The 26,867-nt window shown below is 54.4% G+C and carries 17 protein-coding genes, 6 tRNA genes and 3 rRNA genes; 2 read left to right on the forward strand and 24 right to left on the reverse strand.

The features are described 5' to 3' along the window. Positions 1 to 27: 27 nt before the first annotated feature. The 24 genes from rpsG to tyrS all read right to left on the reverse strand — a co-directional run bounded on the left by rpsG (position 28) and on the right by tyrS (position 24,104). On the reverse strand, positions 28 to 501 hold the full coding sequence (gene rpsG, locus ACZZ0G_RS08530) for a 30S ribosomal protein S7 (protein WP_007916467.1): 474 nt from the start codon (positions 499 to 501) through the stop codon (positions 28 to 30). Between the two features lie 107 nt (positions 502 to 608). Continuing rightward, positions 609 to 980: a 30S ribosomal protein S12 gene (gene rpsL, locus ACZZ0G_RS08535; protein WP_003186084.1), complete on the reverse strand. Its 372-nt coding sequence runs from the start codon at positions 978 to 980 to the stop codon at positions 609 to 611. Positions 981 to 1,195: 215 nt separating this feature from the next. Continuing rightward, on the reverse strand, positions 1,196 to 5,395 hold the full coding sequence (gene rpoC / locus ACZZ0G_RS08540; protein ID WP_034156498.1) for a DNA-directed RNA polymerase subunit beta': 4,200 nt from the start codon (positions 5,393 to 5,395) through the stop codon (positions 1,196 to 1,198). Positions 5,396 to 5,459: 64 nt separating this feature from the next. Continuing rightward, a complete protein-coding gene (gene rpoB / locus ACZZ0G_RS08545) occupies positions 5,460 to 9,533 on the reverse strand; it encodes a DNA-directed RNA polymerase subunit beta (protein WP_093442653.1) in 4,074 nt (1,357 codons plus the stop codon). Between the two features lie 221 nt (positions 9,534 to 9,754). Then, positions 9,755 to 10,120, reverse strand: a complete 366-nt coding sequence (rplL, locus tag ACZZ0G_RS08550; RefSeq protein WP_003228750.1) for a 50S ribosomal protein L7/L12 — start codon at positions 10,118 to 10,120, stop codon at positions 9,755 to 9,757. A gap of 74 nt (positions 10,121 to 10,194) precedes the next feature. Then, a complete protein-coding gene (rplJ, locus tag ACZZ0G_RS08555; protein WP_332769291.1) occupies positions 10,195 to 10,695 on the reverse strand; it encodes a 50S ribosomal protein L10 in 501 nt (166 codons plus the stop codon). 198 nt (positions 10,696 to 10,893) lie between these two features. Continuing rightward, positions 10,894 to 11,589, reverse strand: a complete 696-nt coding sequence (gene rplA / locus ACZZ0G_RS08560; RefSeq protein ID WP_007916481.1) for a 50S ribosomal protein L1 — start codon at positions 11,587 to 11,589, stop codon at positions 10,894 to 10,896. Beyond that, positions 11,589 to 12,020, reverse strand: a complete 432-nt coding sequence (gene rplK / locus ACZZ0G_RS08565; RefSeq protein WP_003228756.1) for a 50S ribosomal protein L11 — start codon at positions 12,018 to 12,020, stop codon at positions 11,589 to 11,591. The genes rplA and rplK overlap by 1 nt, the downstream gene beginning before the upstream one ends. Positions 12,021 to 12,137: 117 nt before the next feature. Beyond that, entirely contained in the window at positions 12,138 to 12,671 is a 534-nt protein-coding gene (nusG, locus tag ACZZ0G_RS08570; protein WP_007916492.1) for a transcription termination/antitermination protein NusG, read from the reverse strand. Between the two features lie 9 nt (positions 12,672 to 12,680). Next, positions 12,681 to 13,049: a preprotein translocase subunit SecE gene (secE, locus tag ACZZ0G_RS08575; protein WP_007916493.1), complete on the reverse strand. Its 369-nt coding sequence runs from the start codon at positions 13,047 to 13,049 to the stop codon at positions 12,681 to 12,683. Positions 13,050 to 13,094: 45 nt separating this feature from the next. Beyond that, positions 13,095 to 13,170: transfer RNA gene (locus tag ACZZ0G_RS08580), tRNA-Trp, on the reverse strand. 53 nt (positions 13,171 to 13,223) lie between these two features. Beyond that, positions 13,224 to 14,417, reverse strand: coding sequence for an elongation factor Tu (gene tuf, locus ACZZ0G_RS08585; protein WP_095188538.1), 1,194 nt, complete (start codon positions 14,415 to 14,417; stop codon positions 13,224 to 13,226). An 85-nt stretch (positions 14,418 to 14,502) separates the two neighbouring features. Continuing rightward, positions 14,503 to 14,578: transfer RNA gene (locus tag ACZZ0G_RS08590), tRNA-Thr, on the reverse strand. 26 nt (positions 14,579 to 14,604) lie between these two features. Continuing rightward, positions 14,605 to 14,678, reverse strand: a tRNA-Gly gene (locus tag ACZZ0G_RS08595). 25 nt (positions 14,679 to 14,703) lie between these two features. Continuing rightward, positions 14,704 to 14,788 (reverse strand) — tRNA-Tyr (locus tag ACZZ0G_RS08600). A gap of 143 nt (positions 14,789 to 14,931) precedes the next feature. Further along, positions 14,932 to 15,363 carry a hypothetical protein gene (locus ACZZ0G_RS08605; RefSeq protein WP_463555878.1) on the reverse strand — a complete coding sequence of 144 codons (432 nt, stop codon included), beginning with the start codon at positions 15,361 to 15,363 and terminating at the stop codon, positions 14,932 to 14,934. A gap of 7 nt (positions 15,364 to 15,370) precedes the next feature. Continuing rightward, the gene (locus ACZZ0G_RS08610) at positions 15,371 to 16,123 is read right to left on the reverse strand and encodes a pantothenate kinase (RefSeq protein WP_463555879.1); all 753 of its coding nucleotides are present in this window, start codon (positions 16,121 to 16,123) and stop codon (positions 15,371 to 15,373) included. Continuing rightward, a complete protein-coding gene (birA, locus tag ACZZ0G_RS08615) occupies positions 16,113 to 17,066 on the reverse strand; it encodes a bifunctional biotin--[acetyl-CoA-carboxylase] ligase/biotin operon repressor BirA (RefSeq protein ID WP_463555880.1) in 954 nt (317 codons plus the stop codon). Before birA ends, ACZZ0G_RS08610 begins: the two co-directional genes overlap by 11 nt. A 132-nt stretch (positions 17,067 to 17,198) precedes the next feature. Then, a 5S ribosomal RNA gene (gene rrf, locus ACZZ0G_RS08620) occupies positions 17,199 to 17,314 on the reverse strand. A 152-nt stretch (positions 17,315 to 17,466) separates the two neighbouring features. Then, positions 17,467 to 20,360 (reverse strand): 23S ribosomal RNA (locus tag ACZZ0G_RS08625). Between the two features lie 246 nt (positions 20,361 to 20,606). Further along, positions 20,607 to 20,682 (reverse strand) — tRNA-Ala (locus ACZZ0G_RS08630). A gap of 30 nt (positions 20,683 to 20,712) precedes the next feature. Beyond that, positions 20,713 to 20,789: transfer RNA gene (locus tag ACZZ0G_RS08635), tRNA-Ile, on the reverse strand. An 81-nt stretch (positions 20,790 to 20,870) separates the two neighbouring features. Then, positions 20,871 to 22,407: ribosomal RNA gene (locus ACZZ0G_RS08640) — 16S ribosomal RNA — on the reverse strand. The 16S, 23S and 5S rRNA genes sit together here with 2 tRNA genes alongside, the layout of an rRNA operon. A gap of 497 nt (positions 22,408 to 22,904) precedes the next feature. Continuing rightward, positions 22,905 to 24,104 (reverse strand): tyrosine--tRNA ligase, encoded by a 1,200-nt coding sequence (tyrS, locus tag ACZZ0G_RS08645; RefSeq protein WP_463555881.1) that lies wholly within the window; start codon positions 24,102 to 24,104, stop codon positions 22,905 to 22,907. Positions 24,105 to 24,316: 212 nt separating this feature from the next. Here tyrS and ACZZ0G_RS08650 point away from each other — a divergent pair, with 212 nt between their 5' ends. Together ACZZ0G_RS08650 and ACZZ0G_RS08655 are read left to right on the forward strand one after the other, a co-directional pair. After that, positions 24,317 to 25,735, forward strand: a complete 1,419-nt coding sequence (locus ACZZ0G_RS08650; RefSeq protein WP_463555882.1) for a peptidoglycan DD-metalloendopeptidase family protein — start codon at positions 24,317 to 24,319, stop codon at positions 25,733 to 25,735. A gap of 3 nt (positions 25,736 to 25,738) precedes the next feature. Further along, positions 25,739 to 26,830 (forward strand): anhydro-N-acetylmuramic acid kinase, encoded by a 1,092-nt coding sequence (locus ACZZ0G_RS08655; protein ID WP_463555883.1) that lies wholly within the window; start codon positions 25,739 to 25,741, stop codon positions 26,828 to 26,830. The last annotated feature ends 37 nt before the right edge of the window (positions 26,831 to 26,867 follow it).

A 26,867-nucleotide genomic window follows, 5' to 3' on the forward strand; every position in this document is an offset into this window, starting at 1 on the left:
GCCCTCGCAAAATTAGTGAAGCTAAAATTAGAAGCGGTAGTGCGAGAAAGCTTTGTTAGCTTCAGCCATACGGTGCACGTCTTCACGCTTCTTAACAGCAGCACCTTTACCTTCAGCAGCATCCAGCAGTTCGCCAGCCAAACGCAGAGCCATAGACTTCTCGCCACGCTTACGGGCGAAGTCTACCAACCAGCGCATTGCCAGAGCGTTACGACGGGAAGGACGAACCTCGACCGGAACCTGGTAAGTAGCACCACCAACGCGGCGCGACTTCACTTCGACCAGCGGAGCGATGGCGTCGAGTGCTTTTTCGAAGAGTTCCAGGGGATCGGTGCCAGCCTTACGGGTCGCAACGGTTTCCAGGGCACCATAAACGATACGCTCGGCAACGGCTTTCTTGCCGCTTTCCATAACGTGGTTCATGAATTTGGCGAGGATCTGGCTTCCGTATTTCGGATCGTCCAGAATCTCACGCTTTGCTGCTACGCGACGTCTTGGCATGATAAGCCCTCAAGCGGTCTTCAGGTTAGCTCGGGACAGATCCAAAGGATGCGTGCCCGACCTTACTCTTATCGACTCAATAAAATGAAAATCTGCAAAACGGCCGATTACTTCGGACGCTTGGTACCGTACTTCGAACGACCCTGGTTACGGCCTTTAACGCCGGAAGTATCCAAGGAGCCGCGAACGGTGTGGTAACGAACACCTGGCAAGTCTTTTACACGACCGCCGCGGATCAGTACCACGCTGTGCTCTTGCAGGTTGTGACCTTCACCACCGATGTACGAGGAAACCTCGAAACCGTTGGTCAGGCGCACACGGCATACTTTACGCAGTGCCGAGTTAGGTTTTTTCGGCGTAGTGGTGTACACACGGGTGCACACGCCACGACGTTGCGGGCAGTTCTGCAGCGCAGGCACGTCGGATTTCTCGACGATACGCTTACGCGGCTGACGTACCAGCTGGTTGATAGTTGCCATCTACTAGCTCCACTGTTGTCTTGCGACGCTATTGTCTTGCAAGAAAAGCAAAATGGCAGGAACGAATTCCCGCCAAATTTAGGGGATCAAGAGTCTAAAGAGGATCTTGTCCCCAGTCAAGGCAAGGCCCCGACCTCCCCGCCCGTCGAACCTTGACAATATGTCTCGATTCGACGAACGGAGCGATCAGGGCCTCAGCTCATTTACCGCAGAACTCAGTTACCGCTTGAGTTCAGTGCTTCGGTCAGTGCAGCTTCCACTTCACTGGCGCTTACGCGCAACGGTTTGTCAGCATCACGACGACGCTTGCGCTCGCTGTGATACGCCAGACCGGTACCGGCCGGGATCAGACGACCCACGACCACGTTTTCTTTCAGGCCACGCAAGTAATCGCGCTTGCCGGTGACTGCCGCTTCGGTCAGTACGCGAGTGGTTTCCTGGAAGGAAGCCGCCGAGATGAACGATTCGGTGGACAACGACGCCTTGGTGATACCCAGCAGAACGCGAGTGTACTTGGAAACGAACTTGTCTTCGCCGCCCAAACGCTCGTTCTCTACCAGTACGTGAGTCAGTTCCATCTGGTCGCCCTTGATGAAACTGGAATCGCCGGATTCAGCGATTTCAACTTTACGCAGCATCTGACGCAGGATGGTCTCGATGTGCTTGTCGTTGATCTTCACGCCTTGCAGACGGTAAACGTCTTGGATCTCGTTGACGATGTACTTGGCCAGCGCGCTTACACCCAGCAGACGCAGGATGTCGTGCGGATCGCTCGGGCCGTCGGAGATAACTTCGCCGCGGTTTACCTGTTCGCCTTCGAACACGTTCAGGTGACGCCACTTCGGAATCAGCTCTTCGTACGGATCGCTACCGTCGTTCGGGGTAATAACCAGACGGCGCTTGCCTTTGGTCTCTTTACCGAACGCGATGGTGCCGCTGACCTCAGCCAGAATCGACGCTTCTTTCGGACGACGCGCTTCGAACAAGTCGGCAACACGCGGCAGACCACCGGTGATGTCACGGGTCTTCGAAGTTTCTTGCGGGATACGCGCGATAACATCACCGATCGCGATCTTCGCACCGTCAGCCACACCGACCAGGGCGTTGGCTGGCAGGAAGTACTGAGCGATAACGTCAGTGCCTGGCAGCAACAGATCCTTGCCGTTGTCGTCGACCATCTTCACTGCCGGACGGATTTCTTTGCCCGCAGCTGGACGATCTTTCGCGTCGAGTACTTCAATGTTGGTCATACCGGTCAATTCGTCAGTCTGACGCTTGATCGTGATGCCTTCTTCCATGCCCACGTAGGTCACGGTACCTTTCATTTCGGTAACGATCGGGTGAGTGTGCGGATCCCACTTGGCGACGATTGCGCCAGCGTCGACCTTGTCACCCTCTTTAACCGAAATCACAGCACCGTACGGCAGCTTGTAACGCTCGCGCTCACGACCGAAGTCATCAGCGATGGCCAGCTCACCGGAACGGGACACAGCAACCAGATGACCATCCACTCGCTCAACGTGCTTCAGGTTGTGCAGACGGACGGTACCGCCATTCTTCACCTGAACGCTGTCGGCTGCGGAAGTACGGCTTGCCGCACCACCGATGTGGAACGTACGCATCGTCAGCTGGGTACCCGGCTCACCGATGGACTGGGCAGCGATAACGCCGACCGCTTCACCGATGTTCACCTGGTGACCACGAGCCAGGTCACGGCCGTAGCACTTGGCGCAAATGCCATAGCGGGTTTCGCAGCTGATCGGCGAACGCACGATCACTTCGTCGATGCTGTTCAGCTCGATGAATTCAACCCACTTCTCGTCTACCAGAGTACCGGCCGGAACGATAACGTCCTCGGTGCCTGGCTTGAATACGTCACGGGCAATAACACGACCCAATACGCGCTCACCCAACGGCTCTACAACGTCACCGCCTTCAATGTGCGGAGTCATCAGCAGACCGTGTTCGGTGCCGCAATCGATCTCGGTTACAACCAGATCCTGCGCCACGTCTACCAGACGACGAGTCAGGTAACCGGAGTTCGCAGTTTTCAACGCGGTATCCGCCAGACCTTTACGAGCACCGTGAGTCGAGATGAAGTACTGAAGTACGCTCAAACCTTCACGGAAGTTCGCAGTAATCGGCGTTTCGATGATGGAACCGTCCGGCTTGGCCATCAGACCACGCATACCGGCCAGCTGACGAATCTGTGCTGCGGAACCCCGCGCACCCGAGTCGGCCATCATGTACATCGAGTTGAAAGACTCTTGATCGACTTCAACGCCATGACGGTCGATAACCTTCTCTTTCGAGAGGTTGGCCATCATCGCCTTGGAAACTTCGTCGTTCGCTTTCGACCAAAGGTCGATCACTTTGTTGTACTTCTCGCCCTGGGTTACCAGGCCGGAGGCGTACTGGCTCTCGATCTCTTTCACTTCGTCGGTGGCAGCACCGATGATGCGGGCTTTCTCGTCCGGGATAACGAAGTCGTTAACACCGATGGAAACGCCAGAGATGGTCGAGTAAGCGAAACCGGTGTACATCAACTGGTCAGCGAAGATCACGGTCTCTTTCAAACCAACCACGCGGTAGCACTGGTTGATCAGCTTGGAGATCGCCTTTTTCTTCATCGGCAGGTTGACGACGTCGTACGACAGACCTTTTGGCACAACCTGGAACAGCAGCGCACGGCCGACAGTGGTGTCGACGATACGGGTACCGCTCACGCTGTTGCCGTCACGGTCGTTGACGGTTTCGTTGATACGAACCTTGACCTTGGCGTGCAGTGCGGCTTCGCCGGCACGGAACACACGGTCAACTTCCTGCAGATCCGCGAACACACGACCTTCGCCTTTGGCGTTGATCGCTTCACGAGTCATGTAGTACAGACCCAATACAACGTCCTGCGACGGAACGATGATTGGCTCACCGTTGGCTGGCGACAGAATGTTGTTGGTCGACATCATCAACGCACGCGCTTCCAACTGGGCTTCCAGTGTCAGCGGTACGTGCACGGCCATTTGGTCGCCGTCGAAGTCGGCGTTGTACGCGGCGCAGACCAGAGGGTGCAGCTGAATAGCCTTACCTTCGATCAGTACCGGTTCAAACGCCTGGATACCCAGACGGTGAAGGGTCGGTGCACGGTTGAGAAGAACCGGGTGTTCGCGAATCACTTCGGCGAGAACGTCCCAAACCTCTGGCAGTTCGCGCTCGACCATTTTCTTGGCCGCTTTGATGGTGGTCGCGAGACCACGCATTTCCAGCTTGCCGAAAATGAACGGCTTGAACAGCTCGAGAGCCATTTTCTTCGGCAGACCGCACTGATGCAGACGCAGGGTCGGGCCTACGGTAATTACCGAACGACCGGAGTAGTCAACACGCTTACCGAGCAAGTTCTGACGGAAACGACCTTGCTTACCCTTGATCATGTCAGCCAGGGATTTCAGAGGACGCTTGTTCGAACCGGTGATAGCGCGGCCACGACGACCGTTGTCGAGCAGAGCATCGACAGCTTCCTGCAACATACGCTTTTCGTTGCGCACGATGATGTCCGGAGCGGACAGATCCAGCAGGCGCTTCAAACGGTTGTTACGGTTGATCACTCGACGATACAGATCGTTGAGGTCGGAAGTCGCGAAACGACCGCCATCCAGCGGGACCAGTGGACGCAGATCTGGCGGCAGAACCGGCAGAACGGTCAGCACCATCCACTCTGGCAGGTTGCCGGAACCCTGGAAGGCTTCCATCAACTTCAGACGCTTGGACAGCTTCTTGATCTTGGTTTCCGAGTTGGTTTGCGGAATTTCTTCACGCAGACGGCCAATCTCGTGTTCCAGGTCGATAGCGTGCAGCAGTTCACGGACTGCTTCAGCACCCATACGGGCATCGAAGTCGTCACCGAACTCTTCCAGCGCTTCGAAATACTGCTCGTCGTTCAGCAGCTGACCTTTTTCAAGGGTGGTCATGCCTGGATCGATAACGACATAGCTCTCGAAGTAGAGAACGCGTTCGATATCACGCAGGGTCATGTCCATCAGCAAGCCGATACGGGACGGCAGCGATTTCAGGAACCAGATGTGGGCAACCGGCGAAGCCAGTTCGATGTGCGCCATGCGCTCACGACGAACCTTGGCCAGTGCAACTTCAACGCCGCACTTCTCGCAGATCACACCACGGTGCTTCAAGCGCTTGTACTTACCGCACAGGCACTCGTAATCCTTTACCGGGCCAAAGATCTTGGCGCAGAACAGGCCGTCACGCTCAGGTTTGAACGTACGGTAGTTGATGGTTTCCGGCTTTTTAACTTCACCGAACGACCATGAGCGGATCATCTCAGGCGAGGCCAATCCGATACGGATGGCGTCGAACTCTTCGACTTGACCCTGGTTTTTCAGCAAATTCAGTAGGTCTTTCAAGGCCTTTCCTCCTGGCGGAGCAGAGAGCGGGCAATCCTGCCCCGCTCTCGATTCGCGTCACGTGTTATTCGGTTTCCAGATCGATATCGATGCCGAGGGAACGAATTTCCTTGATCAACACGTTGAAGGACTCGGGCATGCCCGGCTCCATACGGTGATCGCCATCCACGATGTTCTTGTACATCTTGGTACGGCCGTTCACATCGTCCGACTTCACTGTGAGCATTTCTTGCAGAGTGTAAGCAGCACCGTATGCTTCCAGTGCCCAGACCTCCATCTCCCCGAAACGCTGACCACCGAACTGCGCCTTACCACCCAGCGGCTGCTGGGTAACCAGGCTGTACGAACCGGTAGAACGCGCGTGCATCTTGTCGTCTACCAAGTGGTTCAGCTTCAGCATGTACATGTAGCCAACGGTAACTGGACGCTCGAACTTGTTGCCGGTACGGCCGTCAGTCAGCTGCATCTGGCCGCTTTCCGGCAGGTCTGCCAGTTTCAGCATGGCCTTGATTTCGCTTTCCTTGGCGCCGTCGAACACTGGAGTGGCCATTGGAACACCGCCACGCAGGTTCTTCGCCAGATCCAGGATTTCCTGATCGGAGAAGCTGTCCAGATCTTCGTTACGACCGCCGATCTGGTTGTAGATCTCGTCCAGGAAGGTACGCAGTTCAGCGACTTTACGCTGCTCTTCGACCATCCGGTTGATCTTCTCGCCCAGACCTTTGGCCGCGAGGCCCAGGTGGGTTTCAAGGATCTGACCAACGTTCATACGCGAAGGTACGCCCAGTGGGTTGAGGACCACATCGACCGGGGTGCCATTGGCATCGTGCGGCATGTCTTCAACCGGCATGATCACGGAGACCACACCCTTGTTACCGTGACGACCGGCCATCTTGTCGCCCGGCTGGATGCGACGACGAATTGCCAGGTAAACCTTGACGATTTTCAGCACGCCCGGAGCCAGGTCATCGCCCTGCTGCAGTTTGCGCTTCTTGTCTTCGAACTTGTCGTCCAGCAGACGGCGGCGATCAACGATGTAGGCCTGAGCCTTCTCGAGCTGCTCGTTCAGAGCATCTTCAGCCATGCGCAGTTTGAACCACTGACCATGCTCAAGACCGTCGAGAACTTCGTCGGTGATGTCCTGACCTTTCTTCAGACCTGCGCCGCCTTCAGCCTTGTGGCCTACCAGAGCGGAACGCAGACGTTCGAAAGTGGCGCCCTCAACGATACGGAACTCTTCGTTCAGATCCTTGCGGATCTCGTCCAGCTGGGACTTCTCGATCGACAGTGCACGAGCATCACGCTCCACGCCGTCGCGGGTGAAGACCTGTACGTCGATGACAGTACCTTTGGTACCGGTAGGTACGCGCAAGGAAGTGTCTTTAACGTCGCTGGCTTTTTCACCGAAGATTGCGCGCAGCAGTTTTTCTTCCGGAGTCAGTTGGGTCTCGCCTTTCGGAGTGACCTTACCCACCAGGATGTCGCCTGCGCCAACTTCAGCACCTACGTAAACGATACCGGCTTCGTCCAGTTTGTTCAGTGCAGCTTCACCCACGTTCGGGATGTCTGCAGTGATTTCCTCAGGCCCAAGCTTGGTGTCACGCGCCACACAGGTCAGTTCCTGAATGTGGATCGTGGTGAAACGGTCTTCCTGAACAACACGCTCGGACAGGCAGATGGAGTCTTCGAAGTTGAAGCCGTTCCATGCCATGAACGCGATGCGCATGTTCTGACCCAGCGCCAGTTCACCCATGTCGGTGGACGGGCCGTCGGCCATGATGTCGCTACGCTGAACGCGATCACCCTTGCTCACCAGCGGACGCTGGTTGATGCAGGTGTTCTGGTTCGAGCGGGTGTATTTGGTCAGGTTATAGATGTCGACACCAGCTTCGCCGGTTTCAACTTCGTCATCAGCAACACGAACCACGATACGGCTGGCGTCGACGGAATCGATCACGCCGCCACGACGAGCCACGACGCAAACGCCGGAGTCACGGGCTACGTTACGCTCCATGCCAGTACCTACCAGCGGCTTGTCAGCGCGCAGGGTTGGTACAGCTTGACGCTGCATGTTCGAACCCATCAACGCACGGTTGGCGTCGTCGTGCTCGAGGAACGGAATCAGCGACGCTGCAACCGAAACTACCTGCTTCGGCGAAACGTCCATCAAGGTGACTTCTTCAGGCGCCTTAACGGTGAATTCGTTCAGGTGACGTACGGCTACCAGCTCGTCGATCAGGACTTTCTGGTCGTTCATGGTCGCCGAAGCCTGCGCGATCACGTGATCGGCTTCTTCAATAGCGGACAGGAACACGATCTCGTCGGTAACCACACCCTCTTTCACCACGCGGTACGGGCTTTCCAGGAAGCCGTACTGGTTGGTGCGAGCGTACGCAGCCAGGGAGTTGATCAGGCCGATGTTCGGACCTTCCGGCGTTTCAATCGGGCATACACGACCGTAGTGAGTCGGGTGTACGTCACGAACTTCAAAGCCTGCGCGCTCACGAGTCAGACCGCCAGGGCCGAGTGCAGAGACACGACGCTTGTGGGTGATCTCGGACAGCGGGTTGTTCTGGTCCATGAACTGCGAGAGCTGGCTGGAACCGAAGAACTCTTTCACCGCCGCAGCCACTGGCTTGGCGTTGATCAGGTCTTGCGGCATCAGGCCTTCGCTTTCAGCCATCGACAGACGCTCTTTGACCGCACGCTCAACACGTACCAGGCCAACGCGGAACTGGTTCTCGGCCATTTCGCCTACGCAGCGAACACGACGGTTACCCAGGTGGTCGATGTCATCGACGATGCCTTTACCGTTACGGATGTCGACCAGAGTCTTCAGTACCGCGACGATGTCTTCCTTGCACAGCACGCCCGAACCTTCGATCTCGGTACGCCCGATACGACGGTTGAACTTCATCCGGCCGACCGCAGACAGGTCATAGCGCTCAGGGCTGAAGAACAGGTTGTTGAACAGGGTTTCGGCAGCGTCTTTGGTTGGCGGCTCGCCTGGACGCATCATGCGATAGATCTCGACCAGCGCTTCCAATTGGTTGCTGGTGGAGTCGATCTTCAGTGTGTCAGAAACGAACGGACCGCAGTCGATGTCGTTGGTGTACAGAGTCTCGATGCGAACAACGCCAGCCTTGGCAATTTTTGCCAGGACTTCGGTGTTCAGCTCGGTGTTGCACTCTGCCAGGATTTCGCCGGTAGCCGGGTGAACGATGACCTTGGCGGTAGTACGACCCAGGACGTAGTCCAGAGGCACTTCCAGAGTCTTGATGCCGGCTTTTTCGATCTGGTTGATGTGGCGCGCGGTAATACGACGGCCCGCTTCAACGATGACCTTGCCCTTCTCGTCCTGAATGTCCAGAACCGCAATTTCACCACGCAAACGCGAAGCAATCAGTTCCAGGCTGAGGGTTTCGCCGCTCAGGTGGAAAACGTTCGTGGTATAGAACGCGTCGAGCACTTCTTCAGTGGTATAGCCGAGCGCGCGCAGCAGTACCGATGCCGGCAGCTTGCGACGACGGTCGATACGCACGAACACGCAGTCTTTCGGGTCGAACTCGAAGTCCAGCCACGAACCGCGGTAAGGAATGATGCGCGCGGAGTACAGCAGTTTGCCGGAGCTATGCGTCTTGCCGCGGTCGTGGTCGAAGAACACGCCCGGGGAACGGTGCAGCTGGGAAACGATTACACGCTCGGTACCGTTGATTACGAAGGTACCGTTCTCAGTCATCAGGGGGATTTCACCCATGTAGACTTCTTGCTCTTTGATGTCCTTGATCGCTTTGTTCGACGATTCTTTGTCGAAAATGATCAGGCGCACTTTTACCCGCAAAGGTACGGCGAAAGTTACACCGCGCAATACGCATTCTTTGACATCAAATGCCGGTTCGCCCAGGCGATAACCGACGTACTCCAGCGCAGCATTGCCGGAGTAGCTGATGATCGGGAAAACGGATTTGAAGGCCGCATGCAGGCCCACGTCGCGGAACTGATCTTTAGTCGCTCCCGCTTGCAAGAATTCACGATACGAATCCAGCTGGATGGCCAGGAGGTAAGGCACATCCATGACGTCCGGCAACTTGCTAAAGTCCTTGCGGATACGTTTTTTCTCAGTATATGAGTAAGCCATCAGCGTTCCCCAGCTTGGTCACCTGCTTGTTTGGCCCCTCCCGACGGGAGCAGCCAGAAAATCGTGCAAACCCCATGGTTTGCTCCACCGCATCGGGTGGTTACAGCGCCTTTATCAGCACCGACCCAGTCGGCTGCCAATAACGGAAAAAGGCCGGTGGCAAGAGCCACCAGCCATCAGCCTGTCGCTTGACGCTCGGGCTGGAGGAGCAAAGTCGATACTTATTTCAGCTCGACTTTAGCGCCTGCTTCTTCCAGCTTCTTCTTGGCGTCTTCAGCAGCTTCTTTCGAAACGCCTTCAGCTACAACCTGTGGAGCGCCGTCTACTTTCTCTTTGGCTTCTTTCAGGCCCAGACCGGTCAGTTCACGAACTGCCTTGATCACGTTAACCTTCTTCTCGCCAGCTTCCAGCAGAACAACGTTGAACTCGGTTTGCTCTTCAACAACAGCGGCAGCAGCAGCTGGACCAGCCGAAGCAGCAGCAGCGGTAACGCCGAAGGTTTCTTCCATCGCTTTGATCAGCTCAACGATTTCCACTACGGATTTCTGGCCGATTGCTTCGATGATTTGTTCGTTAGTCAGAGACATGACTCAATTCCTGAATTGGGGGACGGCCTACGCGACCATCGAAATAAACAAAAAACGCGAGAAGTTGACGAGCCTTAGGCTGCGACAGCTTCTTTCTGGTCGCGAATTGCCGCCAGAGTACGAGCCAATTTGCTGGTAGCGCCTTGAATCACGCTCATCAGCTGAGAAATTGCTTCGTCACGGGTCGGCAAGGTTGCCAGTACGTCGATCTGATTAGCTGCGAGGAACTTGCCCTCGAACGCAGCTGCCTTGATCTCGAACTTGTCCTGACCCTTGGCAAACTCTTTGAAGATACGAGCAGCAGCGCCCGGATGTTCGTTGGAGAATGCAATCAGGGTCGGGCCGGTGAACACGTCGTTGAGGACACTGTATTGAGTGTCAGCAACAGCGCGCTTGAGCAGGGTGTTACGTACAACACGTACGTAAACGCCAGCTTCACGAGCCTCTTTACGGAGTCCGGTCATTGCGCCTACTGTTACGCCACGTGCATCAACCACGACAGCGGACAGAGCGACTTTGGCAGCCTCGTTGACTTCAGCGACGATGGCCTTCTTGTCTTCGAGATTAATTGCCACGGGTTTAACTCCTGCTTGTTACCGTTTCATTCGATCGAAACCGAATGTCGTTTTGGTGTCTGATTCGGTAAGGAACCGGGAGCACCATCTGCGTAGGCTTATGGTTTAAGACTTGCGTCGCCTACGGTCTTGGATAGCCCCCGCCAGGCAGGGACCCCAATATTTCAACTAGCGTGAATAATCGCGCCAATTTTTGTCTTACGCGTCCAGCGAGCTCTGGTCGATAACCAGACCTGGGCCCATAGTGGTGCTCAGGGTAACGCGCTTGACGTAGATACCTTTCGAGGAAGCTGGCTTGATACGCTTCAGATCAGCGATCAGGGCTTCAACGTTTTCCTTCAGCTTGACGGCGTCGAAGCCCATCTTGCCAACGGAAGTGTGAATGATGCCGTTTTTGTCGGTGCGATAACGAACCTGACCAGCTTTAGCGTTTTTAACCGCGGTAGCTACGTCTGGAGTTACGGTACCAACTTTAGGGTTAGGCATCAGACCACGTGGACCGAGGATCTGACCCAGTTGACCTACAACGCGCATGGCATCCGGGGATGCGATCACTACGTCATAGTTCAGGTCGCCGCCTTTCATTTCGGCAGCCAGGTCGTCCATACCTACACGGTCAGCGCCGGCAGCCAGAGCAGCCTCAGCAGCAGGACCCTGGGTGAACACAGCAACGCGAACAGTCTTGCCAGTGCCGTGTGGCAGCACAGTAGCGCTACGAACAACCTGGTCGGATTTACGCGGGTCAACACCCAGGTTTACAGCAACGTCGAACGACTCGCTGAACTTGACAGTCGACAGCTCAGCCAGCAAAGCAGCGGCGTCTACAATGTTGTAGGCCTTGCCTGCTTCGATTTTGCCGGCGATAGCCTTTTGACGCTTGGTCAGCTTAGCCATTACACACCCTCCACGTTAAGGCCCATGCTACGAGCAGAACCGGCGATAGTACGCACGGCTGCATCCATATCAGCTGCAGTCAGATCCGCGTTTTTGGTTTTCGCGATTTCTTCCAGCTGAGCACGGGTAACGGTGCCAACCTTAACGGTGTTCGGACGAGCGGAACCGCTGGTCAGACCGGCCGCTTTCTTCAGCAGAACCGAAGCAGGGGTGGATTTTGTTTCGAAAGTGAAGCTACGGTCGCTGTAGACAGTGATGATCACTGGAGTCGGCAGACCTGCTTCAAGACCCTGAGTACGGGCGTTGAAGGCCTTGCAGAATTCCATGATGTTCACGCCGTGCTGACCCAGAGCAGGACCAACAGGTGGGCTTGGGTTAGCCTGAGCGGCCTTCACTTGCAGCTTGATGTAAGCGGTAATTTTCTTGGCCATGAGGCACTCCAATTACGGGTTCAAACGCCTCGAAAGGCTCCCCGGTTACTTGCGCGTTTATCCCAGTGACGACAAAACCCCACAGCCTATGGCTGCGGGGTTGGGATGCTTGTTCAGTTAGACCTTTTCGACCTGACTGAACTCCAACTCTACCGGAGTAGAGCGACCGAAAATGAGCACTGCCACTTGGATCCGGCTCTTTTCGTAGTTAACTTCTTCAACAACGCCATTGAAATCAGCGAATGGACCGTCATTGACTCGCACCGTCTCACCTGGCTCGAAGAGAGTCTTCGGCTTAGGCTTGTCGCTACCATCAGCAACACGACGCAGAATTGCTTCTGCCTCTTTATCGGTGATTGGGGCAGGCTTGTCAGCAGTACCGCCGATAAAACCCATCACCCGAGGAGTATCCTTGACCAAGTGCCAAGTACCCTCATTCATATCCATCTGAACCAGCACATAGCCTGGAAAGAACTTGCGTTCGCTTTTGCGCTTCTGGCCATTACGCATCTCAACCACTTCTTCAGTGGGAACCAGAATCTCGCCGAAGCCATCTTCCATGCCAGCCAGCTTTACGCGCTCGACCAGCGAGCGCATCACATGCTTCTCGTAACCCGAGTAAGCATGCACAACATACCAACGCTTAGCCACGGGACACCCTTAGCCGACAATCAAGGAAACAAGCCAACCGAGCAGGGAATCAAGCCCCCACAACAGCAACGCCATAACCAGAACAACAGCCACCACAATCAGGGTGGTCTGCGTGGTTTCTTGGCGAGTTGGCCACACGACTTTACGAATCTCGGTGCGAGCTTCCTTAACCAGTACAAAGAAAGACTTGCCCTTGGCGGTCTGCAGGCCTACAAAGGCAGCTACAGCAGCAATGACAAGCAAAGCGAGTACACGGTACAGGATCGGCGAAGCAGAGTAATACTGATTGCCAACAACGCCAACAACTACCAAAGCGACAACCACAAGCCACTTGAGCAGATCGAAGCGAGAGCCTTGAGCTTCAGCTTTAGGAGTCATCTATGAAGATCCTGTGAAAAGAAAGCCAGACACACCGAGTGAATCTGGCAGGTCAGGAGGGAATCGAACCCCCAACCTACGGTTTTGGAGACCGTCGCTCTGCCAATTGAGCTACTGACCTAAAACAAAATCAGGCCGACCATTATGCCGGCCCGAAAAATACATTACAACTACTTACTCGATGATTTTGGCTACGACGCCAGCGCCGACGGTACGACCGCCTTCACGGATAGCGAAACGCAGACCGTCTTCCATCGCGATGGTTTTGATCAGGGTAACAGTCATCTGAATGTTGTCACCTGGCATTACCATTTCAACGCCTTCTGGCAGCTCGCAGTTACCAGTCACGTCAGTTGTACGGAAGTAGAACTGTGGACGGTAGCCTTTGAAGAACGGAGTGTGACGACCGCCTTCTTCCTTGCTCAGAACGTAAACTTCTGCGGTGAACTTGGTGTGCGGCTTAACCGAACCCGGCTTAACCAGAACCTGACCACGCTCAACGTCGTCACGCTTGGTACCACGCAGCAGAACGCCGCAGTTCTCGCCAGCACGACCTTCGTCGAGCAGCTTGCGGAACATTTCAACACCGGTGCAGGTGGTGACGGTAGTGTCACGCAGACCAACGATTTCCAGTGGATCCTGAACGCGAACGATACCGCGCTCGATACGACCAGTCACAACAGTACCGCGACCGGAGATCGAGAACACGTCTTCGATCGGCATCAGGAATGGCTTGTCGATCATACGAACTGGCTCAGGGATGTAAGTATCCAGAGTTTCAACCAGTTTACGAACGGCAGTGGTGCCCATTTCGTTGTCGTCTTTGCCTTCCAGAGCCATACGAGCCGAACCGATGATGATCGGAGTGTCGTCGCCTGGGAAGTCATAGGTGGACAGCAGGTCGCGAACTTCCATCTCAACCAGTTCCAGCAGCTCAGCGTCGTCTACCAGGTCAGCCTTGTTCAGGAAAACCACGATGTACGGAACGCCTACCTGACGGGACAGCAGGATGTGCTCACGGGTTTGTGGCATCGGACCATCAGCGGCCGAGCAAACCAGGATCGCGCCGTCCATCTGGGCAGCACCAGTAATCATGTTCTTCACGTAGTCAGCGTGACCTGGGCAGTCAACGTGAGCGTAGTGACGAATTGTCGAGTTGTACTCAACGTGAGCGGTGTTGATGGTGATACCGCGAGCTTTTTCTTCTGGAGCGCTGTCGATCTTGTCGAAGTCAACGATTGCAGAACCGAAAACTTCGGAGCAAACGCGAGTCAGAGCAGCAGTCAGAGTGGTTTTACCGTGGTCAACGTGACCAATGGTGCCAACGTTGACGTGGGGCAGGGAACGATCAAATTTTTCCTTAGCCATCGATATCACCCTCAACAGAAGAAATTAGACAAACAATATCAACCATTAAAACAAAGGCAGATATTTTCATATCTGCCTTGTTATATGGAGCTCTTGAGCGGATTTGAACCGCTGACCTCACCCTTACCAAGGGTGTGCTCTACCAACTGAGCTACAAGAGCAAAACACTTTGCACAACCTGCAAACTTGGAGCGGGTAGCGGGAATCGAACCCGCATCATCAGCTTGGAAGGCTGAGGTTCTACCACTAAACTATACCCGCGGAGCCTGCAGCTCACGCTTAAATCTGGTGGAGGGAGAAGGATTCGAACCTTCGAAGTCGTAGACGTCAGATTTACAGTCTGATCCCTTTGGCCGCTCGGGAACCCCTCCTAATCAGGCCGGCATTCTATACTATGCCAAACCCCTGTCAAGCATTTTCTCATTTAAAAACCTGAGGTTAGCTGCGCTGACATCACCCCGCATTGAATTCCGTTTCAGGTCTTCGCTGTGGAGCGGGCGCCATTCTATGCAAACTATTCAGCAGGTGCAACCCCCTCACACAGCATTATTTTATCTTTTAACTCATTGAATTCCTTGGAAAGGTTTTGCAACTGGGTATCGCCCAGCAAACGCCGGCTCTGAGGCGAGACAGACAACCAATAACCGGGCCCAGCGGCATCCTTCGACGAAGACTTCACGTCGACTCCGATATCAGTCAAACGCTGCTGAAGCGCCAAAATCGGCTCCTGTCGGGAAAAGCCACCAAGGAACAGGCACTCCTGCCGCCGACCACCCTGCCCCTCGCGAACATCACCCGTCGTTTCGCTGAGCAAGCGAATGTCTTGCTGGGAACCTCGATACAAGCTGAGAGGCGTTACATCCTTCGCCCGCAAGGGCGCTTCCTGTTGATGCCAGACATAATAGAAAACATTAAGAACAAGAAGCAGAAGGAACAACCAACGCATACAAACCTCAGGAAAAAGGACACGCCATAGCCAACCCCACAAACACGAGATCGGGAACGACTCGGGCCTCAGGCGCGATATCCGCAACCAACCCAGCATCACCGCCAGTTATAAAGACCGCGAAGCCTTCTCCCCAGTAGGAGCGCGCCAGCCCCAGCTGCGCCAATACAAAACCTCGCAACATCAATGAACACCCGCGCTCCACCGCCTCAACGGTGGTCCGCCCTGGCGCACTACTGGAAAGCGCACGCTCCGCCGCCAGATCCCCATAGCGAATCTTACGGGTATGTGTACGCAACTGATTTCGCATCAACGGCATTCCAGGACAAATAAATCCGCCCAGATGCTCGCCATCCGCAGCAATAAAATCAGCAGTTACCGCCGTACCGAAATCAAGCACAAGGCAAGCACCGCCCGATGCGAGATGAAATCCGCCAAGCATGGCCAGCCATCGATCCAGTCCTAGTCGCTCATAGTCTTCATAACCATTTTTGACACCGGACATTTCACGAGCAGGCTTCGCACACACCACCGGAATACCAAACTCCCGCTCGATAGTACCGATTAAGGCATCGGTTTCCTCCGCAGTCCTGACACTGACCACGCGGCACTTTCGCAGCACAAGCCCGTCAAGGGATCTCAAACTTTCAAGCAACGCCAGATCAGAGTCGACTACCCCTTCAGAAAAGAGAGCCCCGGGCGCAGCCTTCAGCACTCGCCACTTAATAAAACTGTTCCCACAATCGAGCTCAAGAATCATCACGCAACCTCAGGCTGAGCTCACCACCACTAAAGACTTTTTCCACCCCATCCACCTTCAGGCGCAGCGCACCCTGACTGTCGATTCCGAGCACCACACCATCTATATGACTGGAACCCGCAATCAATGACACAGAGCGATCCTGCCACAAATGATTGGCCTCCCATTCCGCCTGAAGAGCCAAAAAACCATCCAATTGATGGCGCCGGATGTAAGTATTCAGTTGCTTACTAAGCTCCGTCACCAAAGCATTACGATCAGTGCTTCTGCCTGACTCAAGCCGAATCGAAGTCCATTGCTGGCCAACCTCGTCAGCCACCTGCATATTCACGTTGACGCCAATACCCAGCACCACATGGCAAACGTCTGCCGGATCTCCGACGAGTTCAAGCAGAATGCCGGCGATTTTCTTGTTACCCACCAAGACATCGTTAGGCCACTTCAGTCCGGCGCTGGACACTCCAAAATTTCGCAGAGCCTGCAAGACGGCCAACCCCACGACAAGACTCAATCCCTCGAGCTGGCGCATTCCACCATCGATACGCAGGACTAGGCTGTAATAAAGATTTTCAGCAAACGGGCTCACCCATTTGCGGCCTCTTCGCCCACGCCCGGAGACTTGCCGCTCCGCGAGCACTAAAAAGGGCGCCAAGTTACCTTTGCTGATCGCGCGCAGGGCCTCAGCGTTTGTCGAGTCGACAGAGTCCAGGATAGTCACCGGCCACCCTGGCGCCATTGCAGATATAGCCAGAGAGTCAAGCAGCATTAATGGCGCAGCCAGTTGATAGCCACGACCACGAACTTTATGAATGGACAAGCCAAGATCAGCCTCCAGATGCTGAAGCTGCTTCCATACCGCACTTCGACTTATTCCCAGGGCAGCGCCCAGATCCTGACCAGAATGGAATCGACCATCCTTCAGAAGGTTCAACAACGTCAGCATGCAGGTCTCGCCTCACAATGAGGCCCGAATAATAGCCATGCCCCGGGCCGTTGCATAGAAATCAAGCAGATACATTTCCTGCGGGCAAAACAAAACCCCAACTGCTTTCGCAATTGGGGTTTCGGAATTTAATCTTGACGATGACCTACTCTCACATGGGGAAACCCCACACTACCATCGGCGATGCATCGTTTCACTGCTGAGTTCGGGATGGGATCAGGTGGTTCCAACGCTCTATGGTCGTCAAGAAATTCGGGTACTGAGTCGTGGCCTTGTGGCCTCGCTTCAGCAAATTGGGTATGTGACAGCTAGGTGTTTTGTGAGTCTTTCGAACTTTCGGTTCATTTCGTCTTCACACACCGCAATCTGGTCTCTTCGACGCAAATTGCTTGGGTGTTATATGGTCAAGCCTCACGGGCAATTAGTATTGGTTAGCTCAACGCCTCACAGCGCTTACACACCCAACCTATCAACGTCGTAGTCTTCGACGGCCCTTCAGGGAACTCAAGGTTCCAGTGAGATCTCATCTTGAGGCAAGTTTCCCGCTTAGATGCTTTCAGCGGTTATCTTTCCCGAACATAGCTACCCGGCAATGCCACTGGCGTGACAACCGGAACACCAGAGGTTCGTCCACTCCGGTCCTCTCGTACTAGGAGCAGCCCCTCTCAAATCTCAAACGTCCACGGCAGATAGGGACCGAACTGTCTCACGACGTTCTAAACCCAGCTCGCGTACCACTTTAAATGGCGAACAGCCATACCCTTGGGACCGGCTTCAGCCCCAGGATGTGATGAGCCGACATCGAGGTGCCAAACACCGCCGTCGATATGAACTCTTGGGCGGTATCAGCCTGTTATCCCCGGAGTACCTTTTATCCGTTGAGCGATGGCCCTTCCATACAGAACCACCGGATCACTAAGACCTACTTTCGTACCTGCTCGACGTGTCTGTCTCGCAGTCAAGCGCGCTTTTGCCTTTATACTCTACGACCGATTTCCGACCGGTCTGAGCGCACCTTCGTACTCCTCCGTTACTCTTTAGGAGGAGACCGCCCCAGTCAAACTACCCACCATACACTGTCCTCGATCCGGATAACGGACCTGAGTTAGAACCTCAAAGTTGCCAGGGTGGTATTTCAAGGATGGCTCCACGCGAACTGGCGTCCACGCTTCAAAGCCTCCCACCTATCCTACACAAGCAAATTCAAAGTCCAGTGCAAAGCTATAGTAAAGGTTCACGGGGTCTTTCCGTCTAGCCGCGGATACACTGCATCTTCACAGCGATTTCAATTTCACTGAGTCTCGGGTGGAGACAGCGCCGCCATCGTTACGCCATTCGTGCAGGTCGGAACTTACCCGACAAGGAATTTCGCTACCTTAGGACCGTTATAGTTACGGCCGCCGTTTACCGGGGCTTCGATCAAGAGCTTCGCGTTAGCTAACCCCATCAATTAACCTTCCGGCACCGGGCAGGCGTCACACCCTATACGTCCACTTTCGTGTTTGCAGAGTGCTGTGTTTTTAATAAACAGTCGCAGCGGCCTGGTATCTTCGACCGGCATGAGCTTACGGAGCAAGTCCTTCACCCTCACCGGCGCACCTTCTCCCGAAGTTACGGTGCCATTTTGCCTAGTTCCTTCACCCGAGTTCTCTCAAGCGCCTTGGTATTCTCTACCCAACCACCTGTGTCGGTTTGGGGTACGGTTCCTGGTTACCTGAAGCTTAGAAGCTTTTCTTGGAAGCATGGCATCAACCACTTCGTCACCCAAAGGGTAACTCGTCATCAGCTCTCGGCCTTAAGATCCCGGATTTACCTAAGATCTCAGCCTACCACCTTAAACTTGGACAACCAACGCCAAGCTGGCCTAGCCTTCTCCGTCCCTCCATCGCAATAACCAGAAGTACAGGAATATTAACCTGTTTTCCATCGACTACGCTTTTCAGCCTCGCCTTAGGGACCGACTAACCCTGCGTCGATTAACGTTGCGCAGGAAACCTTGGTCTTTCGGCGTGGGTGTTTTTCACACCCATTGTCGTTACTCATGTCAGCATTCGCACTTCTGATACCTCCAGCAAGCTTCTCAACTCACCTTCACAGGCTTACAGAACGCTCCTCTACCGCATCACCCGAAGGTGATACCCGTAGCTTCGGTGTATGGTTTGAGCCCCGTTACATCTTCCGCGCAGGCCGACTCGACTAGTGAGCTATTACGCTTTCTTTAAAGGGTGGCTGCTTCTAAGCCAACCTCCTAGCTGTCTAAGCCTTCCCACATCGTTTCCCACTTAACCATAACTTTGGGACCTTAGCTGACGGTCTGGGTTGTTTCCCTTTTCACGACGGACGTTAGCACCCGCCGTGTGTCTCCCATGCTCGGCACTTGTAGGTATTCGGAGTTTGCATCGGTTTGGTAAGTCGGGATGACCCCCTAGCCGAAACAGTGCTCTACCCCCTACAGTGATACATGAGGCGCTACCTAAATAGCTTTCGAGGAGAACCAGCTATCTCCGAGCTTGATTAGCCTTTCACTCCGATCCACAGGTCATCCGCTAACTTTTCAACGGTAGTCGGTTCGGTCCTCCAGTTAGTGTTACCCAACCTTCAACCTGCCCATGGATAGATCGCCCGGTTTCGGGTCTATTCCCAGCGACTAGACGCCCTATTAAGACTCGCTTTCGCTACGCCTCCCCTATTCGGTTAAGCTCGCCACTGAAAATAAGTCGCTGACCCATTATACAAAAGGTACGCAGTCACAGAACAAAGTCTGCTCCCACTGCTTGTACGCATACGGTTTCAGGATCTATTTCACTCCCCTCTCCGGGGTTCTTTTCGCCTTTCCCTCACGGTACTAGTTCACTATCGGTCAGTCAGTAGTATTTAGCCTTGGAGGATGGTCCCCCCATATTCAGACAAAGTTTCTCGTGCTCCGTCCTACTCGATTTCATGACTAAGAGATTTTCGCGTACAGGGCTATCACCCACTATGGCCGCACTTTCCAGAGCGTTCCGCTAATCTCAAAGCCACTTAAGGGCTAGTCCCCGTTCGCTCGCCACTACTAAGGGAATCTCGGTTGATTTCTTTTCCTCAGGGTACTTAGATGTTTCAGTTCCCCTGGTTCGCCTCTTGCACCTATGTATTCAGTACAAGATAACCATCTTATGATGGCTGGGTTCCCCCATTCAGACATCTCCGGATCAAAGTCTGTTTGCCGACTCCCCGAAGCTTTTCGCAGGCTACCACGTCTTTCATCGCCTCTGACTGCCAAGGCATCCACCGTATGCGCTTCTTCACTTGACCATATAACCCCAAGCAATCTGGTTATACTGTGAAGACGACATTCGCCGAAAATTCGAATTTCTCAACTAAGAGAACTCACAAATTTTACCTTAGCCTGATCCGCTACCAGTGAAAGTAACGTCCAGTCTATCTTTCTATCACATACCCAAATTTTTAAAGAACGAACTAGTCAAAGACTAGAAATCAACATTCACCATCACAACGATGGAATGCTCATTTCTAAGCTTTATACAAGAGAAGCAGTAGTGGTGGAGCCAAGCGGGATCGAACCGCTGACCTCCTGCGTGCAAGGCAGGCGCTCTCCCAGCTGAGCTATGGCCCCGTATTTCTACAGGCGTTTCCCACACAAAATTGGTGGGTCTGGGCAGATTCGAACTGCCGACCTCACCCTTATCAGGGGTGCGCTCTAACCAACTGAGCTACAGACCCAATTTCGGGCTGCTTCTTTCGTCTTCTTCAATGAATCAAGCAATTCGTGTGGGAACTTATGGAGCAGCTGATGCCGTCGATTAAGGAGGTGATCCAGCCGCAGGTTCCCCTACGGCTACCTTGTTACGACTTCACCCCAGTCATGAATCACACCGTGGTAACCGTCCTCCCGAAGGTTAGACTAGCTACTTCTGGTGCAACCCACTCCCATGGTGTGACGGGCGGTGTGTACAAGGCCCGGGAACGTATTCACCGTGACATTCTGATTCACGATTACTAGCGATTCCGACTTCACGCAGTCGAGTTGCAGACTGCGATCCGGACTACGATCGGTTTTATGGGATTAGCTCCACCTCGCGGCTTGGCAACCCTTTGTACCGACCATTGTAGCACGTGTGTAGCCCAGGCCGTAAGGGCCATGATGACTTGACGTCATCCCCACCTTCCTCCGGTTTGTCACCGGCAGTCTCCTTAGAGTGCCCACCATGACGTGCTGGTAACTAAGGACAAGGGTTGCGCTCGTTACGGGACTTAACCCAACATCTCACGACACGAGCTGACGACAGCCATGCAGCACCTGTCTCAATGTTCCCGAAGGCACCAATCCATCTCTGGAAAGTTCATTGGATGTCAAGGCCTGGTAAGGTTCTTCGCGTTGCTTCGAATTAAACCACATGCTCCACCGCTTGTGCGGGCCCCCGTCAATTCATTTGAGTTTTAACCTTGCGGCCGTACTCCCCAGGCGGTCAACTTAATGCGTTAGCTGCGCCACTAAGAGCTCAAGGCTCCCAACGGCTAGTTGACATCGTTTACGGCGTGGACTACCAGGGTATCTAATCCTGTTTGCTCCCCACGCTTTCGCACCTCAGTGTCAGTATCAGTCCAGGTGGTCGCCTTCGCCACTGGTGTTCCTTCCTATATCTACGCATTTCACCGCTACACAGGAAATTCCACCACCCTCTACCATACTCTAGCTCGACAGTTTTGAATGCAGTTCCCAGGTTGAGCCCGGGGATTTCACATCCAACTTAACGAACCACCTACGCGCGCTTTACGCCCAGTAATTCCGATTAACGCTTGCACCCTCTGTATTACCGCGGCTGCTGGCACAGAGTTAGCCGGTGCTTATTCTGTCGGTAACGTCAAAATTGCAGAGTATTAATCTACAACCCTTCCTCCCAACTTAAAGTGCTTTACAATCCGAAGACCTTCTTCACACACGCGGCATGGCTGGATCAGGCTTTCGCCCATTGTCCAATATTCCCCACTGCTGCCTCCCGTAGGAGTCTGGACCGTGTCTCAGTTCCAGTGTGACTGATCATCCTCTCAGACCAGTTACGGATCGTCGCCTTGGTGAGCCATTACCTCACCAACTAGCTAATCCGACCTAGGCTCATCTGATAGCGCAAGGCCCGAAGGTCCCCTGCTTTCTCCCGTAGGACGTATGCGGTATTAGCGTTCCTTTCGAAACGTTGTCCCCCACTACCAGGCAGATTCCTAGGCATTACTCACCCGTCCGCCGCTGAATTAAGGAGCAAGCTCCTGTCATCCGCTCGACTTGCATGTGTTAGGCCTGCCGCCAGCGTTCAATCTGAGCCATGATCAAACTCTTCAGTTCAAACATCTTTGGGTTTTTAAGAAACCCTAAACTTGGCTCAGCAATCGTTGGTTACATCTTTGATTTCTCGCGGAGTAACTTGTGATGCTGATAATCTTGTTGACTATCAGTCTGACTCCACAAGCACCCACACGAATTGCTTGATTCAGTTGTTAAAGAGCGGTTGGTTAAGATCTTTCGTCTCAACCGAGGCGCGCATTCTACAGCAGCCTCATTTGCTGTCAAGTGATTATTTTCAGAAGTTTTCGAAGAATTCTTCAACAACTTCAACCACTTGCGCTTCCGATCTCTCGTCAGCGGGAGGCGAATTCTACAGCGTTACACGCTGCTGTCAACACCTCTTTTTCAACTTCCTTCTGGCTTCGATAAACTGAAGCAACCTGCTGCCGAAACCTACATAACTCATTGAATCTCAAGGAGTTTTCCGTTTCGACTGCGCCGGAAGTGGGGCGAATTATAGACATCTTAAATTCGCCGTCAACACTTATTTTCAGAAATCACTCAGCTTTCAGTGTGATGCGCGCAAACGCCTTTTTGCCCGCCTGACAAACGTGGGTCGCACCCAGTACATATATAAAGGAGCGATCAACCACTTCGCCGTCGACACGCACACCGCCAGACGCCAATAGATCACGCGCTGCCGCCGAGTTCTTCACCAGCCCTGCTTTATTAAGCACAGCAGCGATCGGCATGTCCTCAGCAGAAGCCAATTCGATCTCTGGCAGATCATCCGGCAACTCACCATCCTTCATGCGGTTACCTGCCGCACGGTGAGCATTGGCCGCTGCTTCTTCGCCATGGAAGCGCGCAACGATCTCTTCTGCCAGTTTGATTTTGACATCGCGCGGATTGGCACCCGCCTCAACGTCGGCGCGCAACGCATTGATCTCATCCATCGAGCGAAAGCTGAGCAGCTCGAAGTAACGCCACATCAATACATCAGGAATCGATACCAGCTTGCTGTACATGACGCCCGGCGCTTCCTGGATACCGACGTAGTTGCCCAAGGACTTGGACATCTTCTTCACGCCGTCCAGACCTTCAAGCAGCGGCATGGTCAGAATGCATTGAGCCTCCTGACCATAACCACGCTGCAACTCACGCCCCATCAGCAAGTTGAACTTCTGATCGGTACCACCCAATTCCACATCCGCACGCAGCGCCACCGAGTCATAGCCCTGAACCAGCGGATAGAGAAACTCGTGAATAGCGATTGGCTGATTGGTGGTGTAGCGCTTATCGAAGTCATCACGCTCAAGCATGCGCGCGACGGTGTACTGCGAAGTCAGGCGAATGAAATCCGCCGGCCCCATCTTATCCATCCAGGTGGAGTTGAACGCGACTTCGGTTTTCGCCGGATCGAGAATCTTGAACACCTGAGTCTTGTACGTCTCGGCGTTTTCCAGAACCTGCTCGCGGGTCAGCGGCGGACGCGTGGCGCTCTTACCGCTCGGATCACCAATCATCCCGGTGAAGTCACCTATAAGGAAGATCACCTGATGCCCAAGTTCCTGGAACTGACGCAGCTTATTAATAAGCACGGTATGACCCAAGTGCAGATCCGGAGCGGTTGGATCAAAACCAGCCTTGATACGCAGCGGCTGGCCGCGCTTGAGCTTCTCGATCAGCTCGGACTCGACCAATAGTTCTTCCGCACCACGTTTAATCAGCGCTAGCTGCTCTTCAACCGACTTCATAACAGACCCGCAAGGCTCAGATTCAAAGGGAACCAACCATACAAGATCGCGCACCAATTACAAGTTTTGCCCGGCGCACGGACACCAATCCACAGACACGATGTCTGTAGACTTGCTTCAGAGATGATTTGGTTATATTTTATACAGTTATTTCATCTTCATCATGTCATTCATCTTTTCCAATTCATCATTTTTCAAAGTCAAAATTACCTATGACCACAGAACCGTCTAAAGCGCCGCCGCTTTACCCGAAGACCCACCTGCTCGCCGCAAGTGGAATCGCCGCCCTTCTTAGCCTGGCTCTCCTGGTATTCCCTTCCAGTGATGTTGAAGCCAAAAAGACGACCCTGAGTCTTGAACTGGAAAGTCCTGCTGAACAACTGACACAAGATCAAGACGCTGCTGATGCGGCTCAAGCCACAAATGAGCCAGTAGCTTCGCCGTTTGCTCAAATCGAAAACACTGACGAAAACACCGCAGAAACCGCAGAAGCCGTCCCTGCGCCAGCCACCGAAAAGCCGAAAGCTCCCGGGCATCGCGAAGTCATCGTCGCCAAGGGCGATACATTGTCGACCTTGTTCGAAAAGGTCGGGCTGCCGGCTGCATCCGTTCATGAAGTCCTGGCCAGCGATAAACAGGCCAAGCAGTTCAGCCAGCTCAAACACGGTCAGAAACTCGAATTCGAATTGAATCCCGAAGGCCAACTGACCAGTTTGCATAGCAAGGTCAGCGACGTAGAAACCATTACCCTGACCAAGAATGACAAGGGGTATGCCTTCAACCGGATTACCGCAAAACCGACCGTTCGTACCGCTTACGTCCACGGCGTCATCAATAGCTCGCTTTCACAATCTGCTGCCCGTGCCGGCCTCTCCCACAGCCTGACCATGGATATGGCCAGCGTCTTTGGCTACGACGTCGACTTCGCTCAGGACATTCGCCAAGGTGACGAATTCGATGTGATCTACGAGCAGAAAGTGGTTAATGGTAAAGCTGTCGGCAATGGCCCGATCCTGTCTGCCCGCTTCACCAACCGCGGTAAGACCTACACCGCCGTGCGTTACACCAACAAGCAAGGTAACAGCAGTTACTACACCGCTGACGGCAACAGCATGCGCAAGGCGTTCATCCGTACGCCGGTGGATTTCGCCCGCATCAGCTCGAAGTTCTCCATGGGCCGCAAACACCCGATCCTCAACAAGATCCGTGCCCACAAAGGCGTTGATTACGCGGCGCCACGCGGTACGCCGATCAAGGCTGCCGGTGATGGAAAAGTGCTGCTCGCCGGACGTCGTGGCGGCTACGGCAACACCGTGATCATCCAGCACGGCAACACCTACCGCACTCTGTACGGCCATATGCAAGGCTTCGCCAAAGGCGTGAAAACCGGCGGTACCGTCAAACAAGGCCAGGTCATCGGTTACATCGGCACTACCGGCCTGTCGACCGGCCCTCACTTGCACTATGAGTTCCAGGTCAATGGCGTCCACGTCGATCCACTGGGGCAGAAGCTGCCAATGGCCGATCCGATCGCCAAAGCCGAACGTGCTCGCTTCCTCGCACAGAGCCAACCGCTGATGGCGCGCATGGATCAAGAGAAGGCCACCATGCTGGCATCGAGCAAGCGTTAAGCCATGGCTCTTTATATCGGTGTAATGTCCGGAACCAGCCTCGACGGTCTGGACATTGCCCTGATCGAACAGACCTCGGCGATCAAACTGATCGCCACGCACTACATCCCCATGCCTGAATCACTGCGCGCCGAGCTGCTTGGCTTGTGCGCCAGTGGCCCTGACGAGATCGCCCGCTCGGCGATTGCCCAGCAGAACTGGGTGACACTCGCTGCGCAGGGCGTTCATAACCTCCTCGATCAGCAGCAACTCAAGCCCCAAGACATTCGCGCGATCGGCAGCCACGGCCAGACCATCCGCCATGAGCCGGCACGCGGTTTCACCGTGCAGATCGGCAACCCCGCTCTGCTGACCGAACTGACCGGTATCACCGTAGTCAGCGATTTCCGTAGCCGCGATGTGGCGGCAGGTGGCCAAGGCGCCCCGCTGGTGCCTGCGTTCCACGAAGCGTTATTTGAAGAGCGTACCGGTAACCAGGCCGTTTTGAATGTCGGCGGTTTCAGCAATCTGAGTCTGATAGAACCGACAAAGCCTGTAGCCGGTTTCGACTGTGGTCCGGGGAACGTTCTGATGGACGCCTGGATTCACCAGCAGCGCGGCGAAAACTATGACCGCAATGGCGACTGGGCCAAAACAGGTGCGGTTGAGCCGACGCTGCTAAACGCACTCCTCAGCGATCCGTTCTTCGTCACCAAAGGACCGAAAAGTACTGGCCGCGAAGTGTTCAACCTGCCTTGGCTGGAACAACATCTCTCGCACTTGCCAGCCTTTGCTGCCGAGAACGTGCAAGCTACGCTGCTTGAGCTGACCGCATTGACGATCATTGAATCTCTGCAAAACGCTCAAACCGATACTCAGGAACTGTTGGTCTGCGGCGGTGGCGCGCACAACGCCACGCTGATGACGCGTCTGGCCGAGCTACTGCCGAACACCAAAGTCGCCAGCACCGCCACTCACGGTGTTGATCCGGACTGGGTCGAAGCCATGGCCTTCGCCTGGCTGGCCCATTGCTGCCTCGAAGGCATCGCCGCCAACCGCCCAAGCGTCACTGGCGCCCGCGGCTTGCGGGTACTGGGCGCGATCTACCCCGCTTAAACATCACGCACAGCAAAACGCCGCAGAACCGTAAGGC

This window comes from Pseudomonas sp. AC169 (assembly GCF_979258515.1).

Coding starts and splice junctions, on each gene's coding strand:
- ACZZ0G_RS08605 (WP_463555878.1), bottom strand. CDS start 15,363: ATGCGTTGGTTGTTCCTTCTGCTTCTTGTTCTTAATGTTTTCTATTAT.
- rpsG (WP_007916467.1), bottom strand. CDS start 501: ATGCCAAGACGTCGCGTAGCAGCAAAGCGTGAGATTCTGGACGATCCG.
- rplK (WP_003228756.1), bottom strand. CDS start 12,020: ATGGCCAAGAAAATTACCGCTTACATCAAGCTGCAAGTGAAGGCCGCT.
- secE (WP_007916493.1), bottom strand. CDS start 13,049: ATGACTCCTAAAGCTGAAGCTCAAGGCTCTCGCTTCGATCTGCTCAAG.
- tyrS (WP_463555881.1), bottom strand. CDS start 24,104: ATGAAGTCGGTTGAAGAGCAGCTAGCGCTGATTAAACGTGGTGCGGAA.
- tuf (WP_095188538.1), bottom strand. CDS start 14,417: ATGGCTAAGGAAAAATTTGATCGTTCCCTGCCCCACGTCAACGTTGGC.
- rplL (WP_003228750.1), bottom strand. CDS start 10,120: ATGTCTCTGACTAACGAACAAATCATCGAAGCAATCGGCCAGAAATCC.
- ACZZ0G_RS08655 (WP_463555883.1), top strand. CDS start 25,739: ATGGCTCTTTATATCGGTGTAATGTCCGGAACCAGCCTCGACGGTCTG.
- rpsL (WP_003186084.1), bottom strand. CDS start 980: ATGGCAACTATCAACCAGCTGGTACGTCAGCCGCGTAAGCGTATCGTC.
- rplA (WP_007916481.1), bottom strand. CDS start 11,589: ATGGCTAAGCTGACCAAGCGTCAAAAGGCTATCGCCGGCAAAATCGAA.
- birA (WP_463555880.1), bottom strand. CDS start 17,066: ATGCTGACGTTGTTGAACCTTCTGAAGGATGGTCGATTCCATTCTGGT.
- ACZZ0G_RS08610 (WP_463555879.1), bottom strand. CDS start 16,123: ATGATTCTTGAGCTCGATTGTGGGAACAGTTTTATTAAGTGGCGAGTG.
- rpoB (WP_093442653.1), bottom strand. CDS start 9,533: ATGGCTTACTCATATACTGAGAAAAAACGTATCCGCAAGGACTTTAGC.
- ACZZ0G_RS08650 (WP_463555882.1), top strand. CDS start 24,317: ATGACCACAGAACCGTCTAAAGCGCCGCCGCTTTACCCGAAGACCCAC.